The following is a 23,807-nucleotide window of genomic DNA, read 5'->3' as shown; positions in this document are numbered from 1 at the left end:
CCCCACTGCCTCCCTATGCCCGCCTGGCTCAGCGCTTGGAGGGCGTGCGCAGCGCCACGTTGAGCTGATCGACCACGGGGGCCCAGTCGGCATCTTCCTGCAATTCTTCCCGCAGCAGGGTGCGCTGGGCTTCGGTCCAGAAAGGCGCCTCGTGCAGGGCCACCGCGTCTGGCAGTGGGGCATGTTGCGCGATGAACCGGGCAATGCTGTCGTTATCGTCTGGCAAGCCCAGTTGGGCGAACAGTTCACAAAAATGGTGATAAGTGGGTTCCATGATCGGGACTCTATCCCTTACCATGCCGGGCGGTCAATCACAGCGCGCCATGCCCAAGAAACCGCACGTCAGCGAAACACCTGCCACCGCCTTGCTTCGGGCTCGCGGGGTGGCATTCAGCGAACACCCCTACGAATACCTGGAACATGGGGGCGCCCTACATAGCGCGGAGGTGCTGGGCCTGGACCCATTCAGCGTCATCAAGACGTTGATCATGCAAGACGACAAGGCTGCGCCGTTGGTGGTGCTGATGCACGGCAACCGCAGCGTCTCGACGAAAAACCTGGCCCGGCAGACGGGGGCCAAATCGGTAGAGCCCTGCAAGCCCGAAGTGGCCAATCGCCACAGCGGCTATCTGGTGGGGGGGACCTCGCCGTTTGGCACGCGGCGAACGATGCCGGTGTATGTGGAGCGCACGGTGCTTGCGTTGCCCCGCATTTGGATCAACGGCGGGCGGCGCGGCTTCCTGATCGGCATCGACCCGAAGGTGCTGACCGATGTGCTCGCGGCCCGGCCGGTGGACTGTGCCCTGCCGCTGTAGGCGGCATATGGCAGGCACTGGTCCAAGCGTGGCGCTTTTCCCGGTGGCTTCTAGCGCGCTGGCGGCATGGCGCCGATGGCCAGCAGCGCGGAAAAGTCATCGATGACCCGGTCGGGCTGGCTGGCAGCGATGGGCTGGCCCATGTTGTAACCGTATGGCAAAGCCCAGATGGCAATGCCCGCGTGGCGGGCTGTGGCCACATCGATGGCCGAATCGCCCACCATGAGGGCGTGCTGAGGCTCCACTCCAAAGCGTCGAAGGCAGGCTTGGACGCCTATCGGATCGGGCTTTTTCACGGGATAGGTATCGCCGCAGATGATGGCGTCAAACATCGGGGTGAGGCCATGTGCCTGCAACACCGCGGCGGTGTAGCGGGCTTCCTTGTTGGTCAGGACGGCCAGCCGCACACGCCGCTGGCGCAACACGCTGAGGGCTTCGCGCACATGGGGGTAGAGGTGGCTGCGTGTGCCGCAGCGGTTGAGATAGTGCGAGCCAAAGCATTTCAGGGCGGGATCGAGCCGCTGCGGCTGTCTGGCTTCTTCCAGCGGCAGACGCCAGGCATGGGCCAGCGCCTGGGCGAGAAGTTCCCGCGTGCCCAAGCCGATCCAGCGCTCCACCTGCGCCTGCGTCACGGTGGGCAAACCGAGTTCTTGCAGCGTGTCATGGATGGCGTCGGCAATTTCGCCCCCCGTTTCCACGAGGGTGCCGTCCAGGTCGAAAAGAATGAGGTCAAAAGCAGGTGTCAGGGTACGGGTCATTGCGCAGTTATACCGCGCTGTGCCGGCGCGCCTCAGGCGCGAACGTCAGGCGGCCGCGCTGGCCGATGAACCGGCGCGCCGGAAGAATCGCTTACCATGGCGAAGCATGGCGGCCACGGCCTGGGAGCGCCCATACAGGATGAAAAGCAGCGCCAGCAAAATCAGAGGCATGGCCACGAATACCCAGCCGGTGAGTTTTTCCCCGCCAATGGCCACCCCCACCCACAGCGCCACCAGAGGGTTCACGAACGAGTAACTGCCTGCCAGGGCGGCGGTGGTGTTTTTGAGCAACCACAAATAGGCATTGAGCGTGATCAACGTGCCCATGATCAGCAGGTAAAGCCAAGCGAGCCACGAAGCCAGCGAAACTTGCGCCGCATCGAACTGGCGCGCTTGCGGCTCGATGAGCCCGGCCACGGCCAGGCCCAAGGCGCCGCCCAGCAACCATTGGGCGCCGGCGGCCATGGCCGGGGCAGGCTGTTCCAGCTTGCGGGAAGCGTATGAGCCCAGGCTCCAGCACAGCGGCGCCCCGAACGCACAGAGGGTGCCCAGCAAAGTGGCCGAGAAATCGCCTTCTAGCGCGAGCAACAGCGCCCCGCTGGCACCGAGTGCCAGGCCCAGCCAGCTCGTCCATGGCACATGCTCTCCCCCCCAGCGTGACCACAGCGCCAGCCACATCGGCATGGTCGTGACCACGGTAGCCATGAGCCCGGAGCCAATGCCCAGCTTCTGCGCCAACACCACCAGCGTCATGGCGGCAAACGCCATGAGCGCGCCAATCAACGCGCTGTTTCGCCACTGAGTCCGGGTGGGCCAGGCCTGCCCCTGCCATCGGGCCCAGGCCAGCATGATCAAGCCCGCCAAGGCGAAGCGGGCCCCATTCATCAGCAACGGCGGCATGCTTTGCAGCGCAATGCCGATTGCAAAATAGGTGGTTCCCCACACAATGTAGACAATGAGCAGGGCACAAGCCAGACGCAGCGCCCCTGCAGGTTGGGCCGCCGGCTGAACGATGGACGACATATCGATGCTTTGAGAAGATAATTTACGGCGACAGCGCCGTCACCCGAATTTTGACTGGAAATCGTGACTCATGCAAGCAAATATTCAGATTGATGAGATTGATGCCAGAATTTTGACGGCGCTCAGCGTTGATAGCCGTCGTTCTTACGCCGATGTGGCCTCCGAAGTGGGCTTGTCGACTGCCGCGGTTCACGAGCGTGTGAAGAAAATGGGGGAGCGCGGCGTGATCGAGCGCTTCTCGCTCCGGGTGGACCCGGACAAGGTGGGACTGCACGTGACCGCTTTCGTGGCCATACGCAACGACGGCGGGGTACATTGCCGGGAGGTGGCGCCTGCGCTGCGCGAGATGCCCGAAGTGCTGGAATTGCACAGCGTGGCTGGCGAATATGATTTCATTGCCAAAATCCGGACCCGCCATCCTCGTGGACTGGAGGATGTGCTCTATCGCATCAAGGCCATTCCCGGCGTTGCCCGCACCACCAGCACCATCGTGCTCAACACCGCGTTCGAAGACCTGCCCCTTCGGCTGCGCATCAACGACTAAGTGCTGCCCAGCCGATGGCGGCACACCCCAGCACCACCAGCCACGGTGGCAGGCGCCAGTACATCAGCGCCCCCCAAGCCATCAACGCCACCATGAGCTCTCGCAGGCCGGTGATGGCGCTGCTCCACACCGGCTGAAAGAACGCGGCCAGCAGCAGCCCCACCACTGCCGCGTTGACGCCTGCCAGCGCAGACCGGGCCAGTGCATGGTTGCGCAGTGCCACCCAGAACGGCAAGGCCCCTGCCACCAGCAGGAAAGACGGCAGAAAAATGGCCACCAACGCCAGCCCCCCACCCCACCAGCCCGTGGGGCCCTGCAATGAAGATGCCCCCAAAAAGGCCGCGAACGTGAACAACGGCCCAGGCACGGCTTGGGCTGCGCCGTATCCGGCCAGAAACACCTTCTCATCCACCCAGCCGGTGGGCACCAATTCGGCCTGCAAGAGCGGCAATACCACATGCCCTCCCCCGAACACCAGCGCGCCCGCCCGGTAGAATGCATCGGCCATCTGCAAGGCCGGGATCGACAAGCTGGATGCCAGCCAAGGCAGCCCCAGCAGGCCAGTGGCAAAGAGCCCCAACCAGGCCGTCGCTGCCCGGGTGCTCACGGGTGATGGAACCGATGGGCCGTTCTCTGCCTGGGTGGTTGGCAGCCACCACATCCCCGCCAACCCAGCCAGTAGCAGGCATCCTATCTGCACCCACGCCGAAGGCGCCAGCAGCACCACCGAGGCCGTCAACCCCATGAATATCACCCGCAGCGCATCGGGGCACCATTGCCTGGCCATGCCCCAGACCGCCTGGGCCACCACTGCCACCGCCGCGGCCTTCAAGCCCTGCAATGCACCGCTGGCCAAAGCCTCTCCCCAGGTGTTCAGCCCGATGGCCAGCAGAATCAGCAGCGCCGCCGAGGGCAGCGTGAACCCGAGCCAAGCGGCCAGCGCGCCCCGGTAGCCGGCCCGGAGCATCCCCAGCGCCATGCCCACCTGGCTGCTGGCGGGGCCTGGGAGAAACTGGCACAAGGCCACCACATCGGCATAGCTGCGTTCGTCCAGCCAACGCCTTCGGATGACAAATTCTTCTCGAAAGTACGCCAGGTGCGCCACCGGGCCACCGAAAGCGGTCAGTCCCAAGCGCAAGAACGCCCAGAACACGGCCCACGCGGAGAATTGTTCAGCCATCATCCCGCCATCCTAACGACATGGCCGAACTCAAGGCACGTTCAGACGGTGCGACTTCCAGCGTTCCAACTGGCGCTGATCGTTCGTGCTTTCGGCTTCGATACTGTCTGGTGGCAACTGTTTGAGGCATTCGGCGTAGGCTTGCGGGTCCAGCGGCTGCGCGCTGGGTTGGATGGCGGGCCCCTGTGCCGAGTGGCCGTCCCAGACATAGGGGTTGCGAAACCTGGGGGGATCGGGCTCGCAGTCGTACTTGTAAATGGGTGGCATTTCAGCATCGTTTGGGCCGAAGGTGATGGTGCGCTCGAACACGAGCGGCTCGCCCGTGGGTGTGGGTGGCAGGGGCGGCATCTGACGGATGGCTTGGCGTGCCAAGGCTTCGGCCATGGCGGATGTGCTCCACAGCGTTTCGAGTTCGGCCAGAGAGCCATCAGGCGCGATGACCACCCGGAAACGGACCATGCCCTGATCCGGCCCTTCGTAGGCGCGGCCCATCAGGCTGCGCACCTGTACGCCCCAGTTGTACCGGTAACGCTTGCTGTTTTTCAGGGGATACGTGCTGGCCAGCGCCCATTCTTCGGCGCTGGGCGGTGCCGGGGCGTCGCTGTACGCGCGTCGGGGGGCTTCAGAGTCGGGTAGAGGGGCGGGTTCGGACACCTCGAGGTCAGGCAAAGCGGCTGCCTCCTCAGCGGGCAGCGATTCAGACGTCGATGCCTGAGAGATCTCGGGCCGAAGCGTTTGAGCCTCTGCCTCAGGCGGGGGCTCGAGGTCGATCATCACGATGGTTTCCGGGGGAACCGGCGGCTGTGGGGTCAACCAAGGGGTCCAGCCCCGCATCCAGGCGAGCAGGCCGGCGTGCAGCGCCATCGATACCGCGAGCGCGGCCAGTACCTGATGGGCCTTAAACCCACTCAGTGGCAAGGATCGGCTGCTTGCCATCAAGGCCCCATGCCTGCCGCAATGGCAATGTGGACGAAAAATGGAGGCAGAAACTTCATGGCGATTGCCCCTGAGGGTATCATGCCTGGGCAGGGCGAGCAGGCCGTACGGCTTTGGGCGCGATGCGGTTCACAGGGCCGGACGCAATTCCAGCGCTGTGCTTTGAAGCAGGGGCAATAGCTCCGCTTGTACCACGCCGGCCTGCAACCTGGCGGTGGAGACCACGGCGTTGAGCGCGGCCACCGTCTGGCCGGCCATGTTTCTGAGGGGAACCGCCACCGCGTGTACCCCCAGCTCGTGCTCCTCGCTTGCCAGGCACCAGTCTTGCTGGCGTACCTCGGACAAGATGCGTCGCATGCCTTTGTGATCGGTGACGGTATAGGGCGTCAGTCGGGGGAGCAGGCGCCCCTTGAGCCATGCAGAGAGTTCGGCGGAAGGCAGATTGGCCAACAACACCCGCCCCGTGGAGGTGGCGTGAGCGGGTAGACGCGCTCCCAGATGCAGGCCATGGGCCGTCCAGCGCACGTCCTGAGCTTGTCGCAGCGGATGGCCCAAAGACGATGACAGCCAGCCCTGGCGTGAGGCATCGCTGGCCGTCACCGCGCTGCGCGCGACGATCACCACGGCGTCGCCTTCCAGCACGGCCACCGAAAAAGAGTCGCCGGTGTAAGCGGCCAGTCGGTTGAGTGCAGGCTGCACGGCCCTGGGCAGTCGCGCGCTGGCCAAATAGCTGCCCGAAAACCGCAGCACTTTGGGCGCCAGCCAGAAGTAGCGGCCATCGGTTTCCAGATAACCCAGGTGCGCCAGCGTCAGCAAATGCCGCCGAGCGGCCGCGCGGGTCAGGCCGGCTCGTTGGGCAGCCAGCGTGGCGTTGAGGCGCTGCCTTTCGGTGTCGAAGCTCTCCAGCACGGCCATGCCTTTGGCCATGCCCTCGATGAAGTCAGCCTTGGCGATACTGGGTGGAGGATTCATGCGGTGTGCTTTCATGATTTGCTCGATCATCGCGCAAACCATCCGAATATCGCACAAATTCGCCCATGCCGAGTGCACAGGCTTGGGGTGGCGGCCTAGCATGAACACCACACCATCACCCAGGAGATTGTTTCCATGCGTACCCAAGTTGCCATCATCGGCGCAGGCCCTTCCGGCTTGTTGCTCGGTCAGTTGTTGCACAAAGCTGGCATCGATGCCGTCATCCTTGAGCGCCATACGGGCGAATATGTGCTCGGGCGCATTCGGGCAGGCGTGCTGGAGCAGGTCTGCATCGACCTGATGGACGAGGCCGGCGTGGGCGAGCGGATGCACCGTGAAGGGCTGCTGCATGGCGGCTTCGATATGCTGTTCAACGGCGAACGCCACCGTGTGGACATGCATCGCCTGACCGGCGGCAAGCAGGTGATGGTTTACGGACAGACCGAGCTGACCCGCGACCTGATGGAAGCGCGATCAGCCGCAGGGCTGACCACGGTTTACGAGGCCATGAATGTACGGATTCATGATTTCGACACGAGCCGCCCACGTGTGACGTATGAAAAAGATGGCGTGTCGCATGAGCTGCATTGCGACTTCATCGCCGGCTGCGATGGTTTTCACGGCGTCTGCCGCGCCAGCGTGCCGCGCCATGCCATCCGGGAATATGAGAAGGTGTACCCCTTCGGCTGGTTGGGTTTGCTGTCTGACACCCCGCCTGTTCACCACGAACTCATCTATGTCAACAGCGACCGGGGCTTTGCGCTGTGCTCCCAGCGCAGCAAGACGCGCAGCCGCTACTACCTGCAAGTGCCGCTGACGGACAAGGTGGATCACTGGAGTGATGAGGCATTTTGGCAAGAACTGCGGCTGCGGCTCGACGAAGAAGCCAACGACAAGCTCGTGACCGGCCCGTCGATCGAAAAAAGCATTGCGCCGCTGCGCAGCTTCGTCACCGAGCCGCTGCGCTTCGGCCGTTTGTTCCTGGCAGGCGACGCTGGCCACATCGTGCCGCCCACGGGTGCCAAGGGTTTGAACCTGGCGGCCACCGATGTCAAGTATCTCTGTAATGGCCTGATTGAGTATTACCGGGACAAGTCCGAAGCCGGCATCGACCGCTACTCAGCATTGGCGCTCAAGCGCATCTGGCGGGCCGAGCGTTTTTCCTGGTGGTTCACGCAGCTGATGCACCGCTTCCCGGACGATGGCCCCATCGTGGCGAAATTCCAGCAAGCAGAGCTTGACTATTTGATGCATTCAGAAGCCGGGTTGCGCACCATCGCCGAGAACTATGTCGGCTTGCCGTTGGACTTCGGCCAGCGCGCTTAAGATGGGGGGATGAAATCCCTCAAGCCCTTGCGAGGCGTGCGTGTACTGAGCCTCGCCCTCAACCTGCCTGGCCCGGCCGCCCTGATGCGGTTGCGCACCATGGGGGGCCGCTGCGTCAAGCTGGAAGCCCCGGCTGCTGCCGGGCACGACAGCAGCGACCCGATGGCGCATTACTGCCGAGCGGCTTACGACGAAATGCACGCTGGAATCCGGCGCGTGCAGGCCGATCTGAAGACCCCCGCGGGGCAACGGCAGTTGCAGCGGCTATTGGCCCGCACCGACGTGTTGCTCACCTCGTTTCGGCCATCGGCCTTGCGCAAGCTGGGGCTGGAGTGGAAATCGCTGCGGCGCGATTACCCGGCGTTGTCGATGGTGTCCATCGTCGGCAGCCCAGGCCCGCGGGCCGATGAGCCGGGCCACGATCTGACCTATCTGGCCGAGGCGGGCCTGCTGGACGGGCTGGCCACCCCGCCGACCCTTTTTGCAGACATGGGGGGCGCCCTCCTCGCTGCCGAAGCCGTATTGCAGGCCACGCTCCATCGGCTCCGTACAGGCCAGGGCTGTCATCAAGAGGTGGCCTTGTCCACCGCGGCGGCATGGCTGGCCTTGCCACGGCATTGGGGATTGACCGCACCAGGCGCCGCTGTGGGGGGTGGACACGCGGGCTACCGGCTGTATGCCTGCCGGGATGGCCGTGTGGCCGTGGCGGCGCTGGAGCCTCATTTCGCCCGGGCGCTGTGCGAGGCCGTGGGGCTGCAGGACTGGAGCTGGCCCGCGATGTTCCAGGCCAGCACCCATGCCGCCATCGCGGCCTTTTGCGCCGGACTGACGCAACGGCAGCTTCAGCGTCTGGCGGTCGAGCGCGACATTCCGCTGCACACCCTCCCGGGCCCCGCCTGAGCCGGGTGGCTCAGCTCGGCTTGCGCCGGCGGGCGCCTTGGGTGCCCGCGCCCACGCCCGCCCGGGGTGGCAGCCCCGTGTGTTGCGTCAGCAGCGTGCCCTTGGCAGGCGGCCGCTTGCCGGCAGGGGTCGAGTTGGCCCGGCGCGGGCTCTGATAGCCCCCGTCCGTCAACGGCTGGTAGGTGGGGACGAGGTGATGCTTGCCGTTGCCAATCAGGTCGGCGCGGCCCATGCGCTTGAGCGCCTCGCGCAGCAGCGGCCAGTTGTTGGGGTCGTGATAGCGCAAAAATGCCTTGTGCAGGCGGCGGCGCTTCTCGCCCTTGACGACGTCCACCGCCTCGGCCCGTTCGTCGCGGTGAATGCCTTTGAGCGGGTTGAGCCCCGTGTGGTACATGGCCGTGGCTGTGGCCATCGGGCTCGGATAGAAAGTCTGCACCTGATCGGCGCGAAAGCCGTTTTTCTTCAGCCACAGCGCCAGGTGCATCATGTCCTCGTCGCTGGTGCCGGGGTGCGCGGCGATGAAGTACGGAATCAGGTACTGTTCTTTGCCCGCTTCGGCGCTGAATTTGTCGAACAACTGCTTGAAGCGGTCGTAGCTGCCGATGCCCGGCTTCATCATCTTGGACAGCGGGCCGGGCTCGGTGTGCTCGGGTGCGATCTTCAGGTAGCCGCCCACGTGGTGCTGCACCAGTTCCCGGACGTACTCGGGGCTTTTCGCCGCCAGGTCGTAGCGCAGGCCGGAGCCGATGAGGATTTTCTTGATGCCGGGCAGCGAGCGGGCACGGCGATAGATGCGGATCAGGGGGCCGTGGTCGGTGGTGAGGTTGGCGCAGATGCCCGGATAGACGCAACTGGGCTTGCGGCAGGCGGCCTCGATCTCGGGGCTTTTGCAGCCCAGGCGATACATGTTGGCCGTGGGCCCGCCCAGGTCGGAGATGACGCCGGTGAAGCCCGCGACCTTGTCGCGAATCTCCTCCACCTCTTTGATGATGGAATCCTCGGAGCGGCTCTGGATGATGCGGCCCTCGTGCTCGGTGATGGAGCAGAAGGTGCAGCCGCCGAAGCAGCCGCGCATGATGTTGACCGAGAAGCGAATCATTTCCCAGGCCGGGATCTTGGTCGGGCCGTCGTGGCGGCCGCGCTCGTCGGCGTAAGCGGGGTGCGGGCTGCGCGCGTAGGGCAGATCAAACACCCAGTCCATCTCGGCCGTGGTCAGGGGGATGGGCGGTGGGTTGATCCACACGTCGCGGGCGGCAGCCCCGCTGCCGTGGGCCTGCACCAGCGCGCGGGCGTTGCCGGGGTTGGTTTCCAGATGCAGCACGCGGTTGGCATGGGCATAAAGCACCGGGTCGGCCTTGACCTGCTCGTAGCTCGGCAGGCGGATGACGGTGCGCTCGCGCGGTGGGCGGCCCTTGTGTGGCAAGGCCGGATTGGCCAGAAAGCGCAGCGGTTGCGCCTGCCCAGCTTGCGCGGCTTGCGCCTTGTGGCCCGCCGCCCGGCCTGCGGCCATGTCCGGCGCGGCCTGGGCCTCGTGGGCTGCGGTCTGCGCTTCTTCTTCCCGCGCGCAGGTCTGGCCCTGGGCCTTGGCCTGCTCCGAGACCATCAGGTACGGGTTGACGTGCGCATCCACCCGGCCGGGCTGGTCCACGTCGGTGGAGTCGATCTCGAACCAGCCCTCGGGCGTGCTGCGCCGCACGAAGGCGGTGCCGCGCACATCGGTGATGGACTCGATCGGCTCGCGCCGGGCCAGGCGGTGGGCCACCTCCACCAGGGCGCGCTCGGCGTTGCCGTACAGCAGCAGGTCGCATTTGCTGTCGAGCACGATGGAGCGGCGCACCGTCTCGCTCCAGTAGTCGTAGTGGGCGATGCGGCGCAGGCTGCCCTCGATGCCGCCCAGGATGATGGGCACGTCCTTGTACGCCTCGCGGCAGCGCTGGCTGTAGACGATGGCGGCGCGGTCCGGCCGTCGGCCGCCCTGCCCGCCCGGGGTGTAGGCGTCGTCGGAGCGGATCTTGCGGTCGGCCGTGTAGCGGTTGATCATCGAGTCCATGTTGCCCGCCGTCACGCCCCAGAACAGATTAGGGCGGCCCAGGGCCTTGAAGGCCTCGGCGCTGTGCCAGTCCGGCTGGGCGATGATGCCGACGCGAAAGCCCTGCGCCTCCAGCACGCGGCCGATCACGGCCATGCCAAAGCTCGGGTGGTCCACATACGCGTCGCCAGTGACCAGGATGACGTCGCACGAATCCCAGCCCAGCGCCTCCATCTCGGCGCGGCTCATGGGCAGGAAGGGGGCCACCCCGAAGCGCTTGGCCCAGTACGGTTTGTAGCTGGTCAGCGGCTTGGCGTGGCGCGGGAAGAAAGAGACGTCGATCGGCGCGTTCATGACAAGGCAGGGCAAGAACGGGATTATCCCGGCAAAGCGCTTCACCCCACAAGCTGCGGGACGGGAAGCCACATGAGGCGCCACTGTCATCAAGCTGTCGATGACGCATGGTATGCTGATTGCACGATTTTCATGCGGCAAAACCTCGATAATCCCGCCGCCCTTTCCCGGATTCGCTTGAATGAAACTTCGTCACAAATTGCCTTTGTCCTTCGGTGCGGTGCTGCTGGTCATGCTGTTGGCGGCCGGTGCCGGTCTGTATCAACTCAGCCGCGTCGTGGCGTTCTTTCAAACTGACGTGGAGGCGCTCGCCCAGGTGGAGCGGCAGGCCGTGGAGGCGGAGCTGCGCTTCCGTACCCAGGTGCAGGAATGGAAAAACGTGCTGTTGCGCGGCTATGACGCCGAACAGCTAGAGCGCTTCTGGACGGCCTTTCAACGTGAAGAAGCCGCAGTGGCCGAGCAGGTGCGCCAGGTCATGGCCGCTTTGCCCGACTACGCGCCGGTGCAAGAAGCCGGCACCCGCTTTCTGGAGGCCCATGAAGCCATGGCGCGGGGCTACCGCCGGGGATTTGCGGCGTTCGAGGCCACGCTGTTCGACTCGCGGGCTGGCGACCAAGCCGTGGCCGGCATGGACCGCCAGCCGGCCCAAATGCTGCGCGCCTTGCGCGACACGGTGGCCCAGCACAGCGCCGAGGTGCAGCAACAAGCAGCCCGGTTGGCCCGGTTGACGTTCTGGATTTCCGGTGCATTGCTGCTGCTGGCCGTCATCGGCGGGATCGTCTTTGCGATTTTGACCACCCGGGCCATGGTGCGCCCACTGGACGATACCGTGACATTGGCCCGCCGTGTGGCCGCCGGGGACCTGACCAGCCAGGTCGAGGGGCATGGACGCGATGAAATCGCGGTCTTGCGTCAAGCCATGCAGGACATGCAAGCCGCGCTGGCCGGCATCGTGACCGAGGTGCGGCACACGGCCGATGCCCTGTCCATGGCCAGCCAAGAAATTGCCAGCGGCAATCAGGATTTGAGCGCCCGCACCGAATCGCAGGCCGGCTCGCTGGAAGAAACCGCCGCCTCCATGGAGCAGCTCAACGCCACGGTCCATCAAAACGCCGAGCATGCGGTGCGCGCCCACCAGTTGGCCGGCGAGGCCAGCGCCGTGGCGTCTGAGGGTGGGCGGGTGGTTACCAGCCTGGTGCAGACCATGCAGGGCATCACCCAAAGCTCGCAACGCATCGGTGACATCATCGGTGTGATCGACAGCATTGCCTTTCAAACCAACATTTTGGCGCTCAATGCCGCCGTCGAGGCCGCCCGCGCCGGCGAGGCCGGTCGAGGCTTTGCGGTGGTGGCTGCCGAAGTGCGCAGCCTGGCCAGCCGCAGCGCCGAAGCCGCCAAGGAGATCAAGCAGCTCATCACCGACAGCCTGCAACGCGTCGAAACCGGCAACCGCCTGGCCGACCAAGCCGGCGGCACCATGACGCAGGTGGTGGAATCCATTGGCAAAGTGACGCAAGCGATGGGTGAAATCATGGCCGCCAGCCGGGAGCAAAGCGATGGCGTGCAGCAAATCGGGCAGGCCGTCAGCGAGCTCGATCAAACCACGCAACAAAATGCCGCGCTGGTCGAAGAAATGGCTGCCGCTGCCGAGGCCCTCAAGCAACAGGCCGCCGCCCTGGTGCGCGCGGTCTCGGTGTTCAAGTTGGCAGGCAGTGCCGCTCCAGCGTCCCAAGGACTGCCCTCGCCCATGCCCGCCGAGCCCTTGCTCTTGCGTTGATGGCGGTCATGCGCCAGCAACCCCCAGTGCTTGCCGCAACGCCCGGGCCGCGTCTTGGTGGGCCTGGAGCGCCTCCGGAATGGCGCGGCCCATTTTGATGAATTCGTGCGTGACGCCGCGGTAGATTTCCAGATCCACAGGCACCCCGGCCATGCGGAAGCGGTCGGCCATCATCACCCCCTCGTCCACCAGCGGGTCGCATTCCGCCAGGCCCATCCACACCGGGGCTGCGCCCTCCAGATCGGGCGCATTCAGTGGTGAAAACCGCCAGTCGTCCCGGTCTGCTGGCGTGCGGATGTACTGATTGAAGAACCAGGTGATGCTGGCCTGCTCCAACACGAAGCCGTGAGCGTAGGTCTGGTGGGAGGGCGTGTCTTGATGGGCGGCGCAGCCGGGGTAGAACAGGAGCTGCAGGCGTAAAGGCAAGCCCGCGTCCCGCGCTTGGAGGGCGGTGACGATGCTGAGCGTGCCTCCGGCACTGTCGCCGCCGATGGCGATGCGCGTCGGGTCCAGCCCCAAGCCAGGGGCCTCGGCGTGCAGCCATTGCAGGGCATCCCAAGCGTCGTTGACGGCGGTGGGGAATTTGTGTTCGGGCGCCAGCCGGTAGTCCACCGAGAGCACCGCCAGATGCGCCAGATGCGCCAGATGTCGGCACAGGCTGGCATGGGTGGCCACGCTGCCCACCGTGAACCCTCCGCCATGCAGGTACAGCAGCACCGGCCAAGGCCCATGGCGCTGCGGATCAGCCGTCCCTTTGGGGTGTGGCACCACCAGTTCGGCAGGGATTTCTGCGCCATCCCGGGTGGGAATGCGGCAGGCCTGCACCCGCGCCATCTTGTGGGGCGGGATGTCCAGCACACCGGAGCCCGCCTCGTAAAAGGCGCGGGCTTGCTGGGGCGAGAGCGCGTGCATAGGCGGCCGGCCGGCACGGGCCATGCGGTCGATCACGCTGCGCATGGCCGGCGTCAACAGCGAGCGAGGGTTGGCGTGGGCATTCATGGGCCGCATTGTCACATTGGCTCCAACCCGCTGCCGGGGTGAACGCTATATTGGTTGCCAAACCGACAAACCACGGAGACGAGCGTGTCACAAATCCTCTACCTGACGAACATCCAGATCGAATTCGGCGCTCTGAAGCTGCTGGCCAGTGAATGCGAGCGCACCGGCATGCGCAAGCCGCTGATCGTGACCGACCCCGGCGTGAAGGCCGCTGGCCTCTTGGACCGGACCGTGGCTGCCTTGGGCGCAGGCGCGAGCGCCCTGCCCCACGCGGTGTTTGACCAAACCCCCTCCAATCCCACCGAAGCCGCCGTGCGCGCTGCCCAGGCCCAGTATGAGCAACAGGGCTGTGACGGCCTCATCGCCTTGGGGGGTGGCAGCGCCATTGACTGCGCCAAAGGCGTGGCCATTGCCGTGGCCCATCCCGGTCCGCTCAAGACGTACGCCACCATCGAAGGCGGCTCGCCCAAGATCAGCGACCGCGTGCCGCCTCTCATCGCCATTCCCACCACCGCAGGCACAGGCAGCGAGGTGGCGCGCGGCGCCATCATCATCGTGGATGACGGCCGTAAGCTCGGCTTCCACAGCTGGCACCTGCTGCCCAAAGCCGCGATTCTGGACCCTGAGCTCACCCTTGGCCTGCCCCCCTTGCTCACCGCCGCCACGGGCATGGACGCCATCGCCCATTGCATGGAAACATTCATGTCCGCCGCCTTCAATCCGCCTGCCGACGGCATTGCCCTCGATGGCCTGGAGCGCGGCTGGGCACACATCGAGCGCGCGACCCGCGATGGCCAAGACCGGGAAGCCCGCCTGCAGATGATGAGTGCCAGCATGCAAGGGGCGATGGCGTTTCAAAAGGGGCTGGGTTGCGTGCATTCGCTCAGCCATAGCCTGGGCGGAGTGAACCCGAAGCTGCATCATGGCACGCTCAATGCCATCTTCCTGCCGGCGGTGATCGCCTTCAACGCACAGGCCGATTCGGTGCGCCGTGAGCGCCGCCTGGAACGCATGGCTCGCGCCATGGGCCTGACGACCACCAGCGATTTGGGGCCTGCACTTCGAGACATGAATCAACGCCTGGGGCTGCCCAGTGGTCTGGCGGCCTTGGGCGTGCGGCCGGAGATGTTTGACCGCATCATCGAAGGGGCTCTGGCCGATCATTGCCACCGAACCAACCCTCGCCTGGCCAGCGCGGACGATTACCGCCACATGCTGACCACGTCCATGTGAGCGGTTGAACGGGCACGCGCGCTGCGAGGGCTGATCGGCTGGGGCTGAAAACGTCATATAATAGATGGCTGTTCCCCAATAGCTCAGTCGGTAGAGCGCCGGACTGTTAATCCGTAGGTCCCTGGTTCGAGCCCAGGTTGGGGAGCCAAAATGCTCCGCTAAGTCTATGACTTAGTTAGTGGTTTGCCAGCGTCAGTCCAGACTCCAACCAGTCCGCCGCTTGTCGGCGCTTTTGGAGGAAATCGACATGACGTTTCATGGCAGCAACAGTGTTGCGGGTGTTCCCAGCGCCCGCTCACAAGTCGACCCGGAGGGCGTTTCCCTCCGGCTGCGCTCGCTTTCGCAGCGCCCAACCTCGATCACCGTCAGCGAGCTGATCGAGCGTTACATGGCCCAGTACAACGGGCAAGACGGCTCTCGCGCGCATCGCCTCGCCGCATGGCAGGAGATGATTGGCGACTTTGAGGTGAGCCAGGTCGACGCTGACCTGATCCACGCTGGACGCAGCGAGCTGGCGACCAAGCCGCCGCTGGTCTTCGTCGGGGTGGATCACCAAGGGCGGCAAATCTTCAAGGTCAAGGGCCGCCAGCGCCAGAAAAGCGGCGCGACCCTCAATCGCTACGTGCAGGCCATCGCATCGGTCTTTACCTGGGCCATCGAGCAGCGCCTGACGCCCAAGGGGTTTGTTCACCCGTGCCGCGGGCTCAAGCGCATGGGCGAGAGCGATGGCCGCGTGCGCTACCTCGACACCGACGAGCGCTCGCGGCTGTTTCTGGCGTGCCGGGTGTCCAAGTACCCCAGGCTGTACGCCCTCGTGCTCATGGCCATGAAAACCGGCGCGCGCAAAGGCGAGCTGCTGGGCCTGACCTGGCGCGACGTCGACCTCGAGGCCGGTCTGGCCTACCTGGGCCGCACCAAAAACGGCGACCGCCGCACCCTGGTCCTGCTGCCCGACGTGGTGGAAGCGCTGCGTCCCTTTGTCTCGACCGACCCCGCGCGCTTCGTCTTCGGCAGCGTGCGCAGCAAGTACCTCGAGCCCGCGCGGATTGATACCGCCTGGCGCGAAGCCGTGGCGCGCGCCAAGCTGCGCAATTTCCGCTTCCACGACTTGCGCCACTGCTGCGCGTCCTACATGGCGCAGGCGGGCGTGCCGCTCAACGTGGTGGCCGAAGTGCTCGGGCATCGCAAGCTCGACATGACGCGCCGATACGCGCACCTGACCGTGCAAACCAAGGCGGCCGCTATGGCCCAGGCGCTCGGCTCCATCTGAACCCATCAACCCCGAATCAAACCCAAGACCATGAACACACCGCAACCGATCCGCCCCGAGAGCTTCGACACCCTGGACACGAGCATGACGAAGGCCAGGCGACTGGCCGCCATGCTGCAGGCAATTTCTGGCCCCAGTGGCCAGGAATCGTTTGAGGATGTGGCACCCGATCTGCGCCGCGAATACCTCGACCTCGCCGCCGAGCTGGCCAGCGACGTTGCGACTGAGCTCTCTGACCTGCTTGACCGGCACATCAACCCCCGGGAGGCCACCCAATGAAATCCCAGCAAAAGTCCATCGAGAGCACCCCCCTCAACGTCTTCGCGTTCAACGGAGAGCACCCCAAATGGGAGGAAGTGCTCTGCCTGGCGGGATCAATTCGAACGATTGCAGCCCTGATGCCATTGGCGGACGAGGGGCAAACTGTCCACCTCTCCTACGCCATCAAACGCCTGGCCGAAAGCGCGGAAACGATCGCGGGCGATGTGGTGCACGGCCTCAATCCGCACTGAAGCGCCCGATTCTGTGATGAAGAGCGGGGCGCCGCCAGGCGCGGCGCCCCAAAGCTAATGAGAGAACCGGATTCGACAGTATCGATGACGAAAAGGAAACTCCCAGAATGGGCCGCAGATGCGCTCGATGCCTATCGGCCTGTCAATCCATCGCACGGCTTGCCGCCGAATGCCGACCGGCTGGGTTCCTGGGAGGCTCTCCGGGACCGCCTTTCCTGTCGATGGCTCGAACTGGACGCCGATTGCTGGCGTGTTGGCGCGAATGGAGACACCATTCGGGGCCAAATCTTGGAGTCCGCAATCGAATGCGCGCTGGATTATGTGCGCGGAAAAACGCCTGCACGCGCGGTAGCGGCATTGCGGCAACTCGACGAACTCAATGAAGCTATCGGCCGTACAGCAGCGCAATTAGCAGAGCTCGTATCCATTCATCGGCAGATTCGAGAGTCAGAAGGGGTCGATGATTGGCCTCATGATGCGCCCGATCCACTTGACCTATGGAGCTGGGTCGGAGAATTGAACGCGGACGATTTAGAGGTGGCAAGATTGGCCCGACTGGTCTTCACGATAAATCGACCGCTGCCAGGCCTGGAGGACCTTTTGCAAGCCATTGCCGATCGGCATCCCGCACCGGCAAACCGACTTTGGTCGGCGGATCGTCGGGAGGTGTTCAGTCGAAAGACGGTCGGTTGGGCCCCAATCGCACGACGGCTCATGGCTACCCTTGAGCGCCGGGGGCATTGGCTAGGGGTGAACCTGCTGGACGCCCTCACTCCCGAGCAGATGGCATCGTTGCTCTGCGTGACGCTGGACGCCCCCGCCGAGGCCTTCAGCGCTGATGCAGTCAAGGCGCTCAAGACGCGCTACAAACGCCGAACGTAACCAATTCCGTGCGTGACGATTCCGGCCTAATCCATCTTTGAATCGTCCCTGACAAAAACACCCCCAAACCCGACGATCACTCCACCGGCCACTAATCGGCACGGCCCAGCGTCTGGGAACCGCAGGCCAACCCCTGCGGGACGCTGGCAAACCTGGAGTGATCGCAGTGTCTGAAAAACTACGCATCAAGGGCGCCCCCGCACGGGTGTCCGTCATGCAGGGGTTCGTGCCCCTGCGCACCCTCTGGGCCAACGATGACGCGCCCTACCCGTCGGAACATGCCGCCCGCTGGGCATTGCGCAAGCTGCGCGACGAGCTCGCCGAGGCCGGTGCTGTCGCCCTGCACCGCAACCGACTGTTGATCCACCCCGAGCGCTTCGCCGCCGTGGTGGAGCGCGCCGCCTTGAGCGCCTACGTCGAGCGGACGGCAAAAAATGGCTGAGGTCCTCAGGCTCGACCCCGCCGCCAGGCGCTCCGGCCAACGTGACAAGCGCCAATCTTCTACACGCCGGCAACCGCCGCAAACTCCGCAGCAGCGCGATCTGCTGGCAAAGGCCTGGCGTCTGGTCGATGCCCTCAACCCGCGCGGGCGCGCGCTCTGGAAGGCCACGCTGCGGCCCCAGGACAGCGGCGCCGAGCGGCCCTACCTGGTCGAGGTGCTGCCAGACCTGACGCTGCGCCTGAGCGACCCGGACACCGGCGAGGAAATCGCGCGCAGCAGCCTGCACCGCCGCCGCCGCACCAGTGCCGAGGGGATGCGTTGATGGCCCCGGCTGGAAATCCTGCACCACGCGGACGCTTTGACCGTGGGCTGTTGCCCGATCCAGAGACTTATTACATCGCAACCGAGGGGCTGGCGTTTCGCGAGAAGCGCGGCACCTGGCGCACGGCCGACTGTCCCTGGCACGGCGGGCAATCCTTGCGAATAAATCTTGCCAGCGGCGCGTACGCCTGCATGGGTTGCGGCGAACGCGGCGGGGATGTGATCGCGTTCGCCATGAACCGCCACGGCCTGACCTTCGTCGAGGCCGCCCGGCGACTCGGCTGCTGGATCGAGGATGGCAGCGCCATCGCGCCACCGCCGACGCGACCGGCCGGGCTGAGTGCCGCCGATGCCCTGGCACTGATTGCGGCCGACGCCGAGCTGCTGGCGATCGAGGCGCTGCGCGTTGCCAACGGCCACGTCCTCGACCAAAACGCCCGCCAGGCGATCATCGACGCAGCCCGTCGCGTGCTGCTGTTGGCCACGCCGCCAGGGGGACGCCGATGATGCAGGTGGACCCCAAACGCATCGAACAACTGCGTGCCCGCACGATGGCCGAACTCGACCCCAACGGCGCAATGCCTGGCGAGTGTCCTGGCCCTGGCGAACTGGCGCAGCGCCTGCAGCAACCGCTGCAGCTCGTGGACGCGCTCGAGCGCTGGGTCTACATCCTTGGGACCGATCGCGTCTTTGACCTGTGGCTGCTGCGCGAGTACCCGGTCCGGCACCTGCGCTATGAGCTGGCGGGGAATGCATCGATTTACAAGGCGTGGCTGACTCACCCGGCACGCCGCCAGGTGGCACCCGAAGATATCGTCTTCGAGCCCTCCGGGCACTGCTTGCCACATCAAATTAACCTCTGGCGCGGATTCCCTCTGGCCCCCGTCGAGGGCGACTGCGGACCGATTCTGGAGCTGGTCGAGCATTTGATGAGTGAGACCGCACCCGACCCAGAAGGGCGAGCGCGTCACGTGGAATACCTGCTGCACTGGTTGGCATACCCGCTGCAGCATCCCGGCGCCAAGCTGCGCAGCGCGCTGGTATTTCATGGCCCGCAGGGCTGCGGCAAGAGCCTGCTGTTCGAGGGCGTCATGGCCCGCATCTACGGCGAATACGCGCGCGTGATCGGCCAGGCGCAACTGGAGAGCCGGTACACCGACTGGGCCTCGCGGTGCCTCTTCGTGGTGGCCGACGAGGTGCTTGCACCCGGCGAGGCGGCCCACTACCGCCACCGGCTCAAGGCGCTGATTACGGGCGAAACGCTGATGATCGAGGCCAAGTTTGCGACCGTGCGCCAGGAGCGCAACGCCGCGAATCTGGTCTTCCTCTCCAACGAGGCGAAGCCGCTGGCGCTCGAGGCAGACGACCGACGTCACTACGTGGTCTGGTGCCCGCCTAAACGAACCGACGACCTCTATGCGCGCGTCGGGCGCTGCATTGATTCGGGCGGGCTCAACGCCTTTCTGGCCTACCTTGTCGGCCTCGACACGAGTCGCTTTGACCCCTACGCGCCGCCGCCCCTGACCCAGGCCAAGCGCGAGCTGGTGGAGCTCGGCCTACGCCCGGCGGAACGCTTCGTGCGCGACTGGCTCGCCCAGCAGCTCGAGCTACCCCTATGGCCCTGCAGTACAGCGCAGCTCTATCGCGGCTTTGCGCGCTGGTGCCGCGCCCACGGCGAGCGCAGCATCCCCGCACAGACGACGTTCACGGCGATCGCGGCGAAGGCTGCAGGCCAGCGCCTGTCGCGCCAGAAGTGCTCGCCATCAGGCGGCAGCAGCGGCGCGCCAATCACGCTCTGGCTGCCCAGTGGCGCCGGTCCACGCAACGGCGTGACCTGGTACGACTTCGCCACCCAGGCCGTGGCAGCCTTTGATGGACCGCTGCGCGGGTTCTGCCGCGTCTTTGGCGAGGAGGCCCCGACATGAGTGCTCCGCTTCCAACCCTTGGCGGCACCGCTTCCAACCCCATCGGCCACTTTGCCGCCGCCATCCCCCTCCGCTTCCACCCCGGTCGGAAGCGCAACCAACCGGAAGTGCGCGCAAGTGCTTGTCACGTATACGCTTCCACCGCTTCCAACCCATTACCTATTAAGGAAGAAAAGGTAGGTAAGTGGAGAAATTGGAAAGATGCGAAAACACGTGGAAGCGTTGGAAGCGACGGAAGCGCCAGGCTTCCCCCCAGGTCGGTTCCCCCTACGGGAAAAAGAGATGCGGGTCATTGGCGGCCGCGGCCTCTCGCTAGTGGGCAGTGCCAGGAATAGTTAAGGCTATCGACAAAGCAGCTCTGATTTATGAAAACTCAACTAATCACGAAAAGTGAATACGCCCGTCGCCGAGGCGTCGCACCCAGCGCTGTAACCCGCGCCATCGCAGAGGGTCGCATCACGCCAATAGCGGTCGACGGGCGAGAGATGATCGAGCCCATTGCGGCCGACGCGCAGTGGGCGGCCAACTCTCGTCGGCGGACGGGTAGCTCACCCGCCGTGCCGGTGCGAAGCGGTAGCGTAGCTCCGGGTGCCACCTACGAGGACGCACGACGCGTTCGCGAGGAAGCAGAGGCGCAGTTGGCCATGCTGAGGCTGCAGGAGCAGCGGGGTGAGCTCATTCGCGTCGACGCGGTACGGCATGCGGTCGCCCGGCGACTGAGCATCCTGCGTGAGCGCTTTCTGGGTATCCCTGACCGCGTTGCGACGGGCCTGGCTGCGACCACTGATCCGGTGGCTGTGCACCAAATACTAGAGGACGAGATTCGAGGTGCGCTGAGCCTTGTCGCTGATGGCGACTTGCTCAATTCGCAGGAGGGCAGCCATGCATGAATCGCTAGAGCTGTACGTGCTCCCGCTGGCTTCGCATGATGCCGAAATCGCCGGTCTGGAGGCCGTACCTGGCCGCCTTCCCGAAATCTGGCGACTGCCAGGCGAGCCGCTGCGGACGATGCTGCGCCGCGCACTGCGCGAGGCGACGCCGGGCCCCTCGTTCTGGTGTTCGCCGATCATCAGGAGGCCGCACCATGAGTGACCACCGCGAGCACTTGCTGGCGCTGCTCGAGGATCGGCCCTCACCCGAGACCTGGCAGTGGGTGCGCGAGCGCGTGCGCGCATGGCTCCTGTCGGGGCAGCGTGGCGCCCTTGACGCGGACGGCCGCCGACTGCGACGGCCCTCGCCAAGCCTGGCGCGCTGCCTGGGGATGCCAAGCACCCCCGAACCGGCCCGCCTTCGGCTCCGCGACGAATACCTGTACCGCCTGGCGCAGCACGTTGAAACCGAGATCGGTCCCCATCCCTGGCGCATCGCAGTCGAGCTCGCGCGAATGGCCCAGCGATTCGAGCTGCGCAAGTGGCCCGCCTGGTGGCGCCTGGCTGAAGCGCCTGAACACGCCAGCGAGCTCGAGCGGCTGCTGTTTGAGGCCCGCCGCATTGGCGGGGTGCCGCTGCCATCGACGCCCCGCCGCTACCGCCAGCTCCTGGAAAGCCGGGGCCGCTGAAGCGGTTTGTTGTCAGGACTTCGCGCGCGCGTCGGTTCAATCGTGGCATCAACACATCACGAAGGGACCCCGAATGGAAGCGACCCCAATCCGCCCGACGCTGCGCGAGCTGCAGCGCAGGACCGCCGACGAGCTCGGTTTGCAGGCGCAATCCCTGCAGCGATATGGGTCCAAGCTGGACCTCCGCGAGCTGGTGCTGTCCAAGACCCGCCACCCGTTGCGCCCGCTTGATGAGCGCAAGGTCTCGGCCTGGTCTGAGCTCTCCGAATCGCTGCGTCAGCGCGGCGGCAATGTTCCGAGTGGCACCTGGGTGCCGCTGAAAGCGCTGACGCGCGATCTGACCACGAGCAATTCGTCGAGCCTGACCACGGCGCGCCTGGACCGCGAAAACGCCGCAAGTCTGCTGCCGAGCTCCGCTGTCATTGGCGGCGGCGCTACCGTGCTCTCGGGCCTGACGGGATCGTCTTACGGCATCACCACCACCACGCCGCTTGACCCCGCCGATGGGTGGATTGCCGAGGGCGACCCGGCCCCCCAGCGTGAGCCGACCTTTGGCGAGTCGCGCCTCACGCCGAAAAGCCTGATCGTCACCGTCACACTCTCGCGCCGCCTGCTGCATGACGCAGCCGTCGACGTCAACGCGCTGCTGTCGCGCGAGCTGGTGACCCGCCTCGCACACGCCATCGACCTGGCCGCGATCAACGGCAACGGCACGAGCCAACCGCTGGGCCTGCTGGGCAATGCCGACCTCGACGTGCTCGAGGCTGGCGCGAACGGTGCTGCACCCACCTGGGGGCACCTGGTGGACCTCGAGCACTCTGTCGCCACACGCGCGGGCCAGATGGCTGCGCCTGCGTTCCTGATGAGCCCTGCCCTGGCCAAGAAGCTGCGGACCACCCAGCGCGTTTCAGGCGGCGACCTGTTCCTCTTCGAAGGCCGCGACCTGCTGGGCTACCCGGTGCGCGTGACCCCAAATGTCCCGGACAACCTGACCAAGGGCACCAGTTCCGGCGTCTGTTCTGCGCTGGTGCTGGGCGACCTGGCCGAGATCGCTGTCGGTTTCTGGGGTCCGGCAGCAATCGACTTGCTGGTCGACGACATTACCGGCGCCAAGGATGGCCGCGTGCGCATCATCGCCCGTGCTGACGTTGGCATCGCGCCGATCCGCGTCGGAGCCTTCGCAGCCTTCAAAGACCTGCTGGCCGCCTGAATGAGTACCGCCGCCAGCCGGATCAATCGCGTCCCAAAGGGGCTCATCGGCCGCAAGGCGGAGCAACCGCAGGCCAGCAACTCCGCCATCTGGGAACTGCTGCTACGCCCACGGGATGTAATGATGGCTCAACGGGGCTACTCGCTGGCGCTCGAGCTGATCCAAGGTAAGCGCGAGCTGATGCCGCTACTGCAGATCGAGTTGGTAGCCGCTGCAACCACGGGCGATGCGTCTCGCGCCTCTGGCTTTCTCGATGGCGTGTTAGCCGCAGTTGAATCTTTGGTGGCGAGCGGGGCTCGCGTCAATACCCAAAATCCCGTCACCCGTCATCTGCTGTCGATCGGCCCCCAGGAGCGGCGCGCCTTGCTGCCGTGGCTGGGAGCCGACGAAGGGGTGGCGGTACTGCGCGACTTTGTGGAGCTCGCGCAGTGGGTGGGGCTCAACTGCCGCATCAACCTGGTAAAAAAGCATTGAGCCGCTCTGGTGGCGCCGAAGTGACAGGCGCCACGGCGTGACCCAAGGCCGAAAGGCTGGAAAGTCCCCAACAAGCGCAGCGTGGTTTCTGCGTTCACTCGTAGTCGAGATGGGAAGACACCCCCGGCAGGCGAAAGCCTGACCGGGGCTCTGTCTTTATGGGGACGAGGCTCAAACGTCTGGCCATGCTTTGCACCCGTCTATGGCTGGTGTATATTGGTGCCTGTTGGTGTCTGTACTCGGCCTGTTAATCCGTAGGTCCCTGGTTCGAGCCCAGGTTGGGGAGCCAAATTCATCAATGACCGAGCCCGCCACTGTGCGGGCTTTGTGTTTTTTATGCACGCTTGGCACTGGCTTTAAAACCAAA

27 protein-coding genes and 1 tRNA gene are annotated in these 23,807 nt (G+C 65.3%); 20 read left to right on the top strand and 8 right to left on the bottom strand.

All coding sequences use genetic code 11. From position 1 onward, the window contains the following. Window positions 1–28 precede the first annotated feature (28 nt). Window positions 29–274 (bottom strand): DUF2789 domain-containing protein, encoded by a 246-nt coding sequence (locus DFR43_RS08385; RefSeq protein ID WP_133597585.1) that lies wholly within the window; start codon window positions 272–274, stop codon window positions 29–31. 49 nt (window positions 275–323) lie between these two features. On the opposite strand from DFR43_RS08385, the gene DFR43_RS08380 reads away from it, so the two are divergent. Further along, entirely contained in the window at window positions 324–815 is a 492-nt protein-coding gene (locus DFR43_RS08380; protein ID WP_133597583.1) for an aminoacyl-tRNA deacylase, read from the top strand. A 50-nt stretch (window positions 816–865) separates the two neighbouring features. Here the strand turns inward: DFR43_RS08380 and DFR43_RS08375 are convergent, their stop codons facing one another. Then, window positions 866–1,573 (bottom strand): HAD family hydrolase, encoded by a 708-nt coding sequence (locus DFR43_RS08375; protein WP_133597581.1) that lies wholly within the window; start codon window positions 1,571–1,573, stop codon window positions 866–868. A gap of 45 nt (window positions 1,574–1,618) precedes the next feature. Continuing rightward, window positions 1,619–2,596, bottom strand: a complete 978-nt coding sequence (locus DFR43_RS08370) for an EamA family transporter (protein ID WP_133597579.1) — start codon at window positions 2,594–2,596, stop codon at window positions 1,619–1,621. A 70-nt stretch (window positions 2,597–2,666) separates the two neighbouring features. Here DFR43_RS08370 and DFR43_RS08365 point away from each other — a divergent pair, with 70 nt between their 5' ends. Then, window positions 2,667–3,140, top strand: a complete 474-nt coding sequence (locus DFR43_RS08365; RefSeq protein ID WP_211338628.1) for an Lrp/AsnC family transcriptional regulator — start codon at window positions 2,667–2,669, stop codon at window positions 3,138–3,140. Here the strand turns inward: DFR43_RS08365 and chrA are convergent. From chrA to DFR43_RS08350, 3 genes are all read right to left on the bottom strand, one after another. Then, window positions 3,130–4,323, bottom strand: a complete 1,194-nt coding sequence (gene chrA / locus DFR43_RS08360) for a chromate efflux transporter (RefSeq protein WP_133597577.1) — start codon at window positions 4,321–4,323, stop codon at window positions 3,130–3,132. The genes DFR43_RS08365 and chrA overlap by 11 nt on opposite strands. Before the next feature lie 27 nt (window positions 4,324–4,350). Continuing rightward, complete coding sequence (locus tag DFR43_RS08355; protein WP_245988876.1) at window positions 4,351–4,974, bottom strand: energy transducer TonB family protein; 624 nt, start codon at window positions 4,972–4,974, stop codon at window positions 4,351–4,353. A 411-nt stretch (window positions 4,975–5,385) separates the two neighbouring features. Further along, window positions 5,386–6,228, bottom strand: coding sequence for an IclR family transcriptional regulator domain-containing protein (locus DFR43_RS08350; protein WP_133597573.1), 843 nt, complete (start codon window positions 6,226–6,228; stop codon window positions 5,386–5,388). A gap of 135 nt (window positions 6,229–6,363) precedes the next feature. Between DFR43_RS08350 and pobA the strand changes: the two genes are divergently transcribed. Both pobA and DFR43_RS08340 read left to right on the top strand, forming a co-directional pair. Continuing rightward, window positions 6,364–7,554 carry a 4-hydroxybenzoate 3-monooxygenase gene (pobA, locus tag DFR43_RS08345; RefSeq protein ID WP_133597571.1) on the top strand — a complete coding sequence of 397 codons (1,191 nt, stop codon included), beginning with the start codon at window positions 6,364–6,366 and terminating at the stop codon, window positions 7,552–7,554. 9 nt (window positions 7,555–7,563) lie between these two features. Continuing rightward, window positions 7,564–8,454, top strand: coding sequence for a CoA transferase (locus DFR43_RS08340; protein ID WP_133597569.1), 891 nt, complete (start codon window positions 7,564–7,566; stop codon window positions 8,452–8,454). A 10-nt stretch (window positions 8,455–8,464) separates the two neighbouring features. Here DFR43_RS08340 and DFR43_RS08335 read toward each other — a convergent pair whose 3' ends face one another. Continuing rightward, window positions 8,465–10,837, bottom strand: coding sequence for a YgiQ family radical SAM protein (locus DFR43_RS08335; RefSeq protein WP_133597566.1), 2,373 nt, complete (start codon window positions 10,835–10,837; stop codon window positions 8,465–8,467). Window positions 10,838–11,018: 181 nt separating this feature from the next. Between DFR43_RS08335 and DFR43_RS08330 the strand changes: the two genes are divergently transcribed. After that, a complete protein-coding gene (locus tag DFR43_RS08330; protein WP_133597564.1) occupies window positions 11,019–12,614 on the top strand; it encodes a methyl-accepting chemotaxis protein in 1,596 nt (531 codons plus the stop codon). A 6-nt stretch (window positions 12,615–12,620) separates the two neighbouring features. Here the strand turns inward: DFR43_RS08330 and DFR43_RS08325 are convergent, their stop codons facing one another. Then, complete coding sequence (locus tag DFR43_RS08325; RefSeq protein ID WP_245988875.1) at window positions 12,621–13,613, bottom strand: alpha/beta hydrolase; 993 nt, start codon at window positions 13,611–13,613, stop codon at window positions 12,621–12,623. An 84-nt stretch (window positions 13,614–13,697) separates the two neighbouring features. Here DFR43_RS08325 and DFR43_RS08320 point away from each other — a divergent pair, with 84 nt between their 5' ends. The 15 genes from DFR43_RS08320 (at window position 13,698) to DFR43_RS08250 (ending at window position 23,440) form a co-directional block, all read left to right on the top strand. Further along, window positions 13,698–14,846: an iron-containing alcohol dehydrogenase gene (locus DFR43_RS08320; RefSeq protein ID WP_133597562.1), complete on the top strand. Its 1,149-nt coding sequence runs from the start codon at window positions 13,698–13,700 to the stop codon at window positions 14,844–14,846. A gap of 72 nt (window positions 14,847–14,918) precedes the next feature. Next, a tRNA-Asn gene (locus DFR43_RS08315) sits at window positions 14,919–14,994 on the top strand. A 99-nt stretch (window positions 14,995–15,093) separates the two neighbouring features. Beyond that, a complete protein-coding gene (locus DFR43_RS08310; RefSeq protein WP_133597560.1) occupies window positions 15,094–16,116 on the top strand; it encodes a tyrosine-type recombinase/integrase in 1,023 nt (340 codons plus the stop codon). A 30-nt stretch (window positions 16,117–16,146) separates the two neighbouring features. Next, on the top strand, window positions 16,147–16,395 hold the full coding sequence (locus DFR43_RS08305) for a hypothetical protein (protein ID WP_133597558.1): 249 nt from the start codon (window positions 16,147–16,149) through the stop codon (window positions 16,393–16,395). Next, window positions 16,392–16,628: a hypothetical protein gene (locus DFR43_RS08300; RefSeq protein ID WP_133597556.1), complete on the top strand. Its 237-nt coding sequence runs from the start codon at window positions 16,392–16,394 to the stop codon at window positions 16,626–16,628. Before DFR43_RS08305 ends, DFR43_RS08300 begins: the two co-directional genes overlap by 4 nt. An 84-nt stretch (window positions 16,629–16,712) precedes the next feature. Continuing rightward, window positions 16,713–17,510: a hypothetical protein gene (locus tag DFR43_RS08295; RefSeq protein ID WP_133597554.1), complete on the top strand. Its 798-nt coding sequence runs from the start codon at window positions 16,713–16,715 to the stop codon at window positions 17,508–17,510. Between the two features lie 166 nt (window positions 17,511–17,676). Next, the gene (locus DFR43_RS08290; RefSeq protein ID WP_133597552.1) at window positions 17,677–17,952 is read left to right on the top strand and encodes a hypothetical protein; all 276 of its coding nucleotides are present in this window, start codon (window positions 17,677–17,679) and stop codon (window positions 17,950–17,952) included. After that, window positions 17,945–18,274: a hypothetical protein gene (locus DFR43_RS08285; protein WP_133597550.1), complete on the top strand. Its 330-nt coding sequence runs from the start codon at window positions 17,945–17,947 to the stop codon at window positions 18,272–18,274. Before DFR43_RS08290 ends, DFR43_RS08285 begins: the two co-directional genes overlap by 8 nt. Before the next feature lie 50 nt (window positions 18,275–18,324). Continuing rightward, window positions 18,325–18,780: a CHC2 zinc finger domain-containing protein gene (locus tag DFR43_RS08280; protein WP_164499716.1), complete on the top strand. Its 456-nt coding sequence runs from the start codon at window positions 18,325–18,327 to the stop codon at window positions 18,778–18,780. Further along, a complete protein-coding gene (locus tag DFR43_RS08275) occupies window positions 18,777–20,198 on the top strand; it encodes a primase-helicase family protein (RefSeq protein ID WP_133597545.1) in 1,422 nt (473 codons plus the stop codon). The genes DFR43_RS08280 and DFR43_RS08275 overlap by 4 nt, the downstream gene beginning before the upstream one ends. Window positions 20,199–20,683: 485 nt before the next feature. Next, window positions 20,684–21,088 carry a hypothetical protein gene (locus tag DFR43_RS08270; RefSeq protein ID WP_133597543.1) on the top strand — a complete coding sequence of 135 codons (405 nt, stop codon included), beginning with the start codon at window positions 20,684–20,686 and terminating at the stop codon, window positions 21,086–21,088. Next, a complete protein-coding gene (locus tag DFR43_RS08265) occupies window positions 21,081–21,290 on the top strand; it encodes a hypothetical protein (protein WP_133597541.1) in 210 nt (69 codons plus the stop codon). The genes DFR43_RS08270 and DFR43_RS08265 overlap by 8 nt, the downstream gene beginning before the upstream one ends. Next, on the top strand, window positions 21,283–21,756 hold the full coding sequence (locus tag DFR43_RS08260) for a hypothetical protein (RefSeq protein ID WP_133597539.1): 474 nt from the start codon (window positions 21,283–21,285) through the stop codon (window positions 21,754–21,756). Before DFR43_RS08265 ends, DFR43_RS08260 begins: the two co-directional genes overlap by 8 nt. Before the next feature lie 73 nt (window positions 21,757–21,829). Further along, the gene (locus DFR43_RS08255; RefSeq protein ID WP_133597537.1) at window positions 21,830–22,966 is read left to right on the top strand and encodes a phage major capsid protein; all 1,137 of its coding nucleotides are present in this window, start codon (window positions 21,830–21,832) and stop codon (window positions 22,964–22,966) included. Next, window positions 22,967–23,440, top strand: a complete 474-nt coding sequence (locus DFR43_RS08250; protein ID WP_133597535.1) for a hypothetical protein — start codon at window positions 22,967–22,969, stop codon at window positions 23,438–23,440. Window positions 23,441–23,807 lie beyond the last annotated feature (367 nt).

It is taken from the genome of Tepidicella xavieri, from assembly GCF_004363315.1.
In the GTDB taxonomy this organism is placed as follows: Bacteria; Pseudomonadota; Gammaproteobacteria; order Burkholderiales; family Burkholderiaceae_C; genus Tepidicella; species Tepidicella xavieri.
This window is presented reverse-complemented; position numbering and strand designations above follow the sequence as displayed.

Bases quoted from the DNA above. Each gene is read 5' to 3' on its own strand.
- DFR43_RS08370 (WP_133597579.1), bottom strand. From the start codon at position 2,596: ATGTCGTCCATCGTTCAGCCGGCGGCCCAACCTGCAGGGGCGCTGCGT.
- DFR43_RS08340 (WP_133597569.1), top strand. From the start codon at position 7,564: ATGAAATCCCTCAAGCCCTTGCGAGGCGTGCGTGTACTGAGCCTCGCC.
- DFR43_RS08265 (WP_133597541.1), top strand. From the start codon at position 21,081: ATGCATGAATCGCTAGAGCTGTACGTGCTCCCGCTGGCTTCGCATGAT.
- DFR43_RS08300 (WP_133597556.1), top strand. From the start codon at position 16,392: ATGAAATCCCAGCAAAAGTCCATCGAGAGCACCCCCCTCAACGTCTTC.
- DFR43_RS08295 (WP_133597554.1), top strand. From the start codon at position 16,713: ATGACGAAAAGGAAACTCCCAGAATGGGCCGCAGATGCGCTCGATGCC.
- DFR43_RS08310 (WP_133597560.1), top strand. From the start codon at position 15,094: ATGACGTTTCATGGCAGCAACAGTGTTGCGGGTGTTCCCAGCGCCCGC.
- DFR43_RS08260 (WP_133597539.1), top strand. From the start codon at position 21,283: ATGAGTGACCACCGCGAGCACTTGCTGGCGCTGCTCGAGGATCGGCCC.
- DFR43_RS08275 (WP_133597545.1), top strand. From the start codon at position 18,777: ATGATGCAGGTGGACCCCAAACGCATCGAACAACTGCGTGCCCGCACG.
- DFR43_RS08285 (WP_133597550.1), top strand. From the start codon at position 17,945: ATGGCTGAGGTCCTCAGGCTCGACCCCGCCGCCAGGCGCTCCGGCCAA.
- DFR43_RS08250 (WP_133597535.1), top strand. From the start codon at position 22,967: ATGAGTACCGCCGCCAGCCGGATCAATCGCGTCCCAAAGGGGCTCATC.
- DFR43_RS08270 (WP_133597543.1), top strand. From the start codon at position 20,684: ATGATCGAGCCCATTGCGGCCGACGCGCAGTGGGCGGCCAACTCTCGT.
- DFR43_RS08385 (WP_133597585.1), bottom strand. From the start codon at position 274: ATGGAACCCACTTATCACCATTTTTGTGAACTGTTCGCCCAACTGGGC.
- DFR43_RS08375 (WP_133597581.1), bottom strand. From the start codon at position 1,573: ATGACCCGTACCCTGACACCTGCTTTTGACCTCATTCTTTTCGACCTG.
- DFR43_RS08255 (WP_133597537.1), top strand. From the start codon at position 21,830: ATGGAAGCGACCCCAATCCGCCCGACGCTGCGCGAGCTGCAGCGCAGG.
- DFR43_RS08330 (WP_133597564.1), top strand. From the start codon at position 11,019: ATGAAACTTCGTCACAAATTGCCTTTGTCCTTCGGTGCGGTGCTGCTG.
- DFR43_RS08325 (WP_245988875.1), bottom strand. From the start codon at position 13,613: ATGAATGCCCACGCCAACCCTCGCTCGCTGTTGACGCCGGCCATGCGC.
- DFR43_RS08335 (WP_133597566.1), bottom strand. From the start codon at position 10,837: ATGAACGCGCCGATCGACGTCTCTTTCTTCCCGCGCCACGCCAAGCCG.
- pobA (WP_133597571.1), top strand. From the start codon at position 6,364: ATGCGTACCCAAGTTGCCATCATCGGCGCAGGCCCTTCCGGCTTGTTG.
- chrA (WP_133597577.1), bottom strand. From the start codon at position 4,323: ATGATGGCTGAACAATTCTCCGCGTGGGCCGTGTTCTGGGCGTTCTTG.
- DFR43_RS08380 (WP_133597583.1), top strand. From the start codon at position 324: ATGCCCAAGAAACCGCACGTCAGCGAAACACCTGCCACCGCCTTGCTT.
- DFR43_RS08350 (WP_133597573.1), bottom strand. From the start codon at position 6,228: ATGAATCCTCCACCCAGTATCGCCAAGGCTGACTTCATCGAGGGCATG.
- DFR43_RS08365 (WP_211338628.1), top strand. From the start codon at position 2,667: ATGCAAGCAAATATTCAGATTGATGAGATTGATGCCAGAATTTTGACG.
- DFR43_RS08305 (WP_133597558.1), top strand. From the start codon at position 16,147: ATGAACACACCGCAACCGATCCGCCCCGAGAGCTTCGACACCCTGGAC.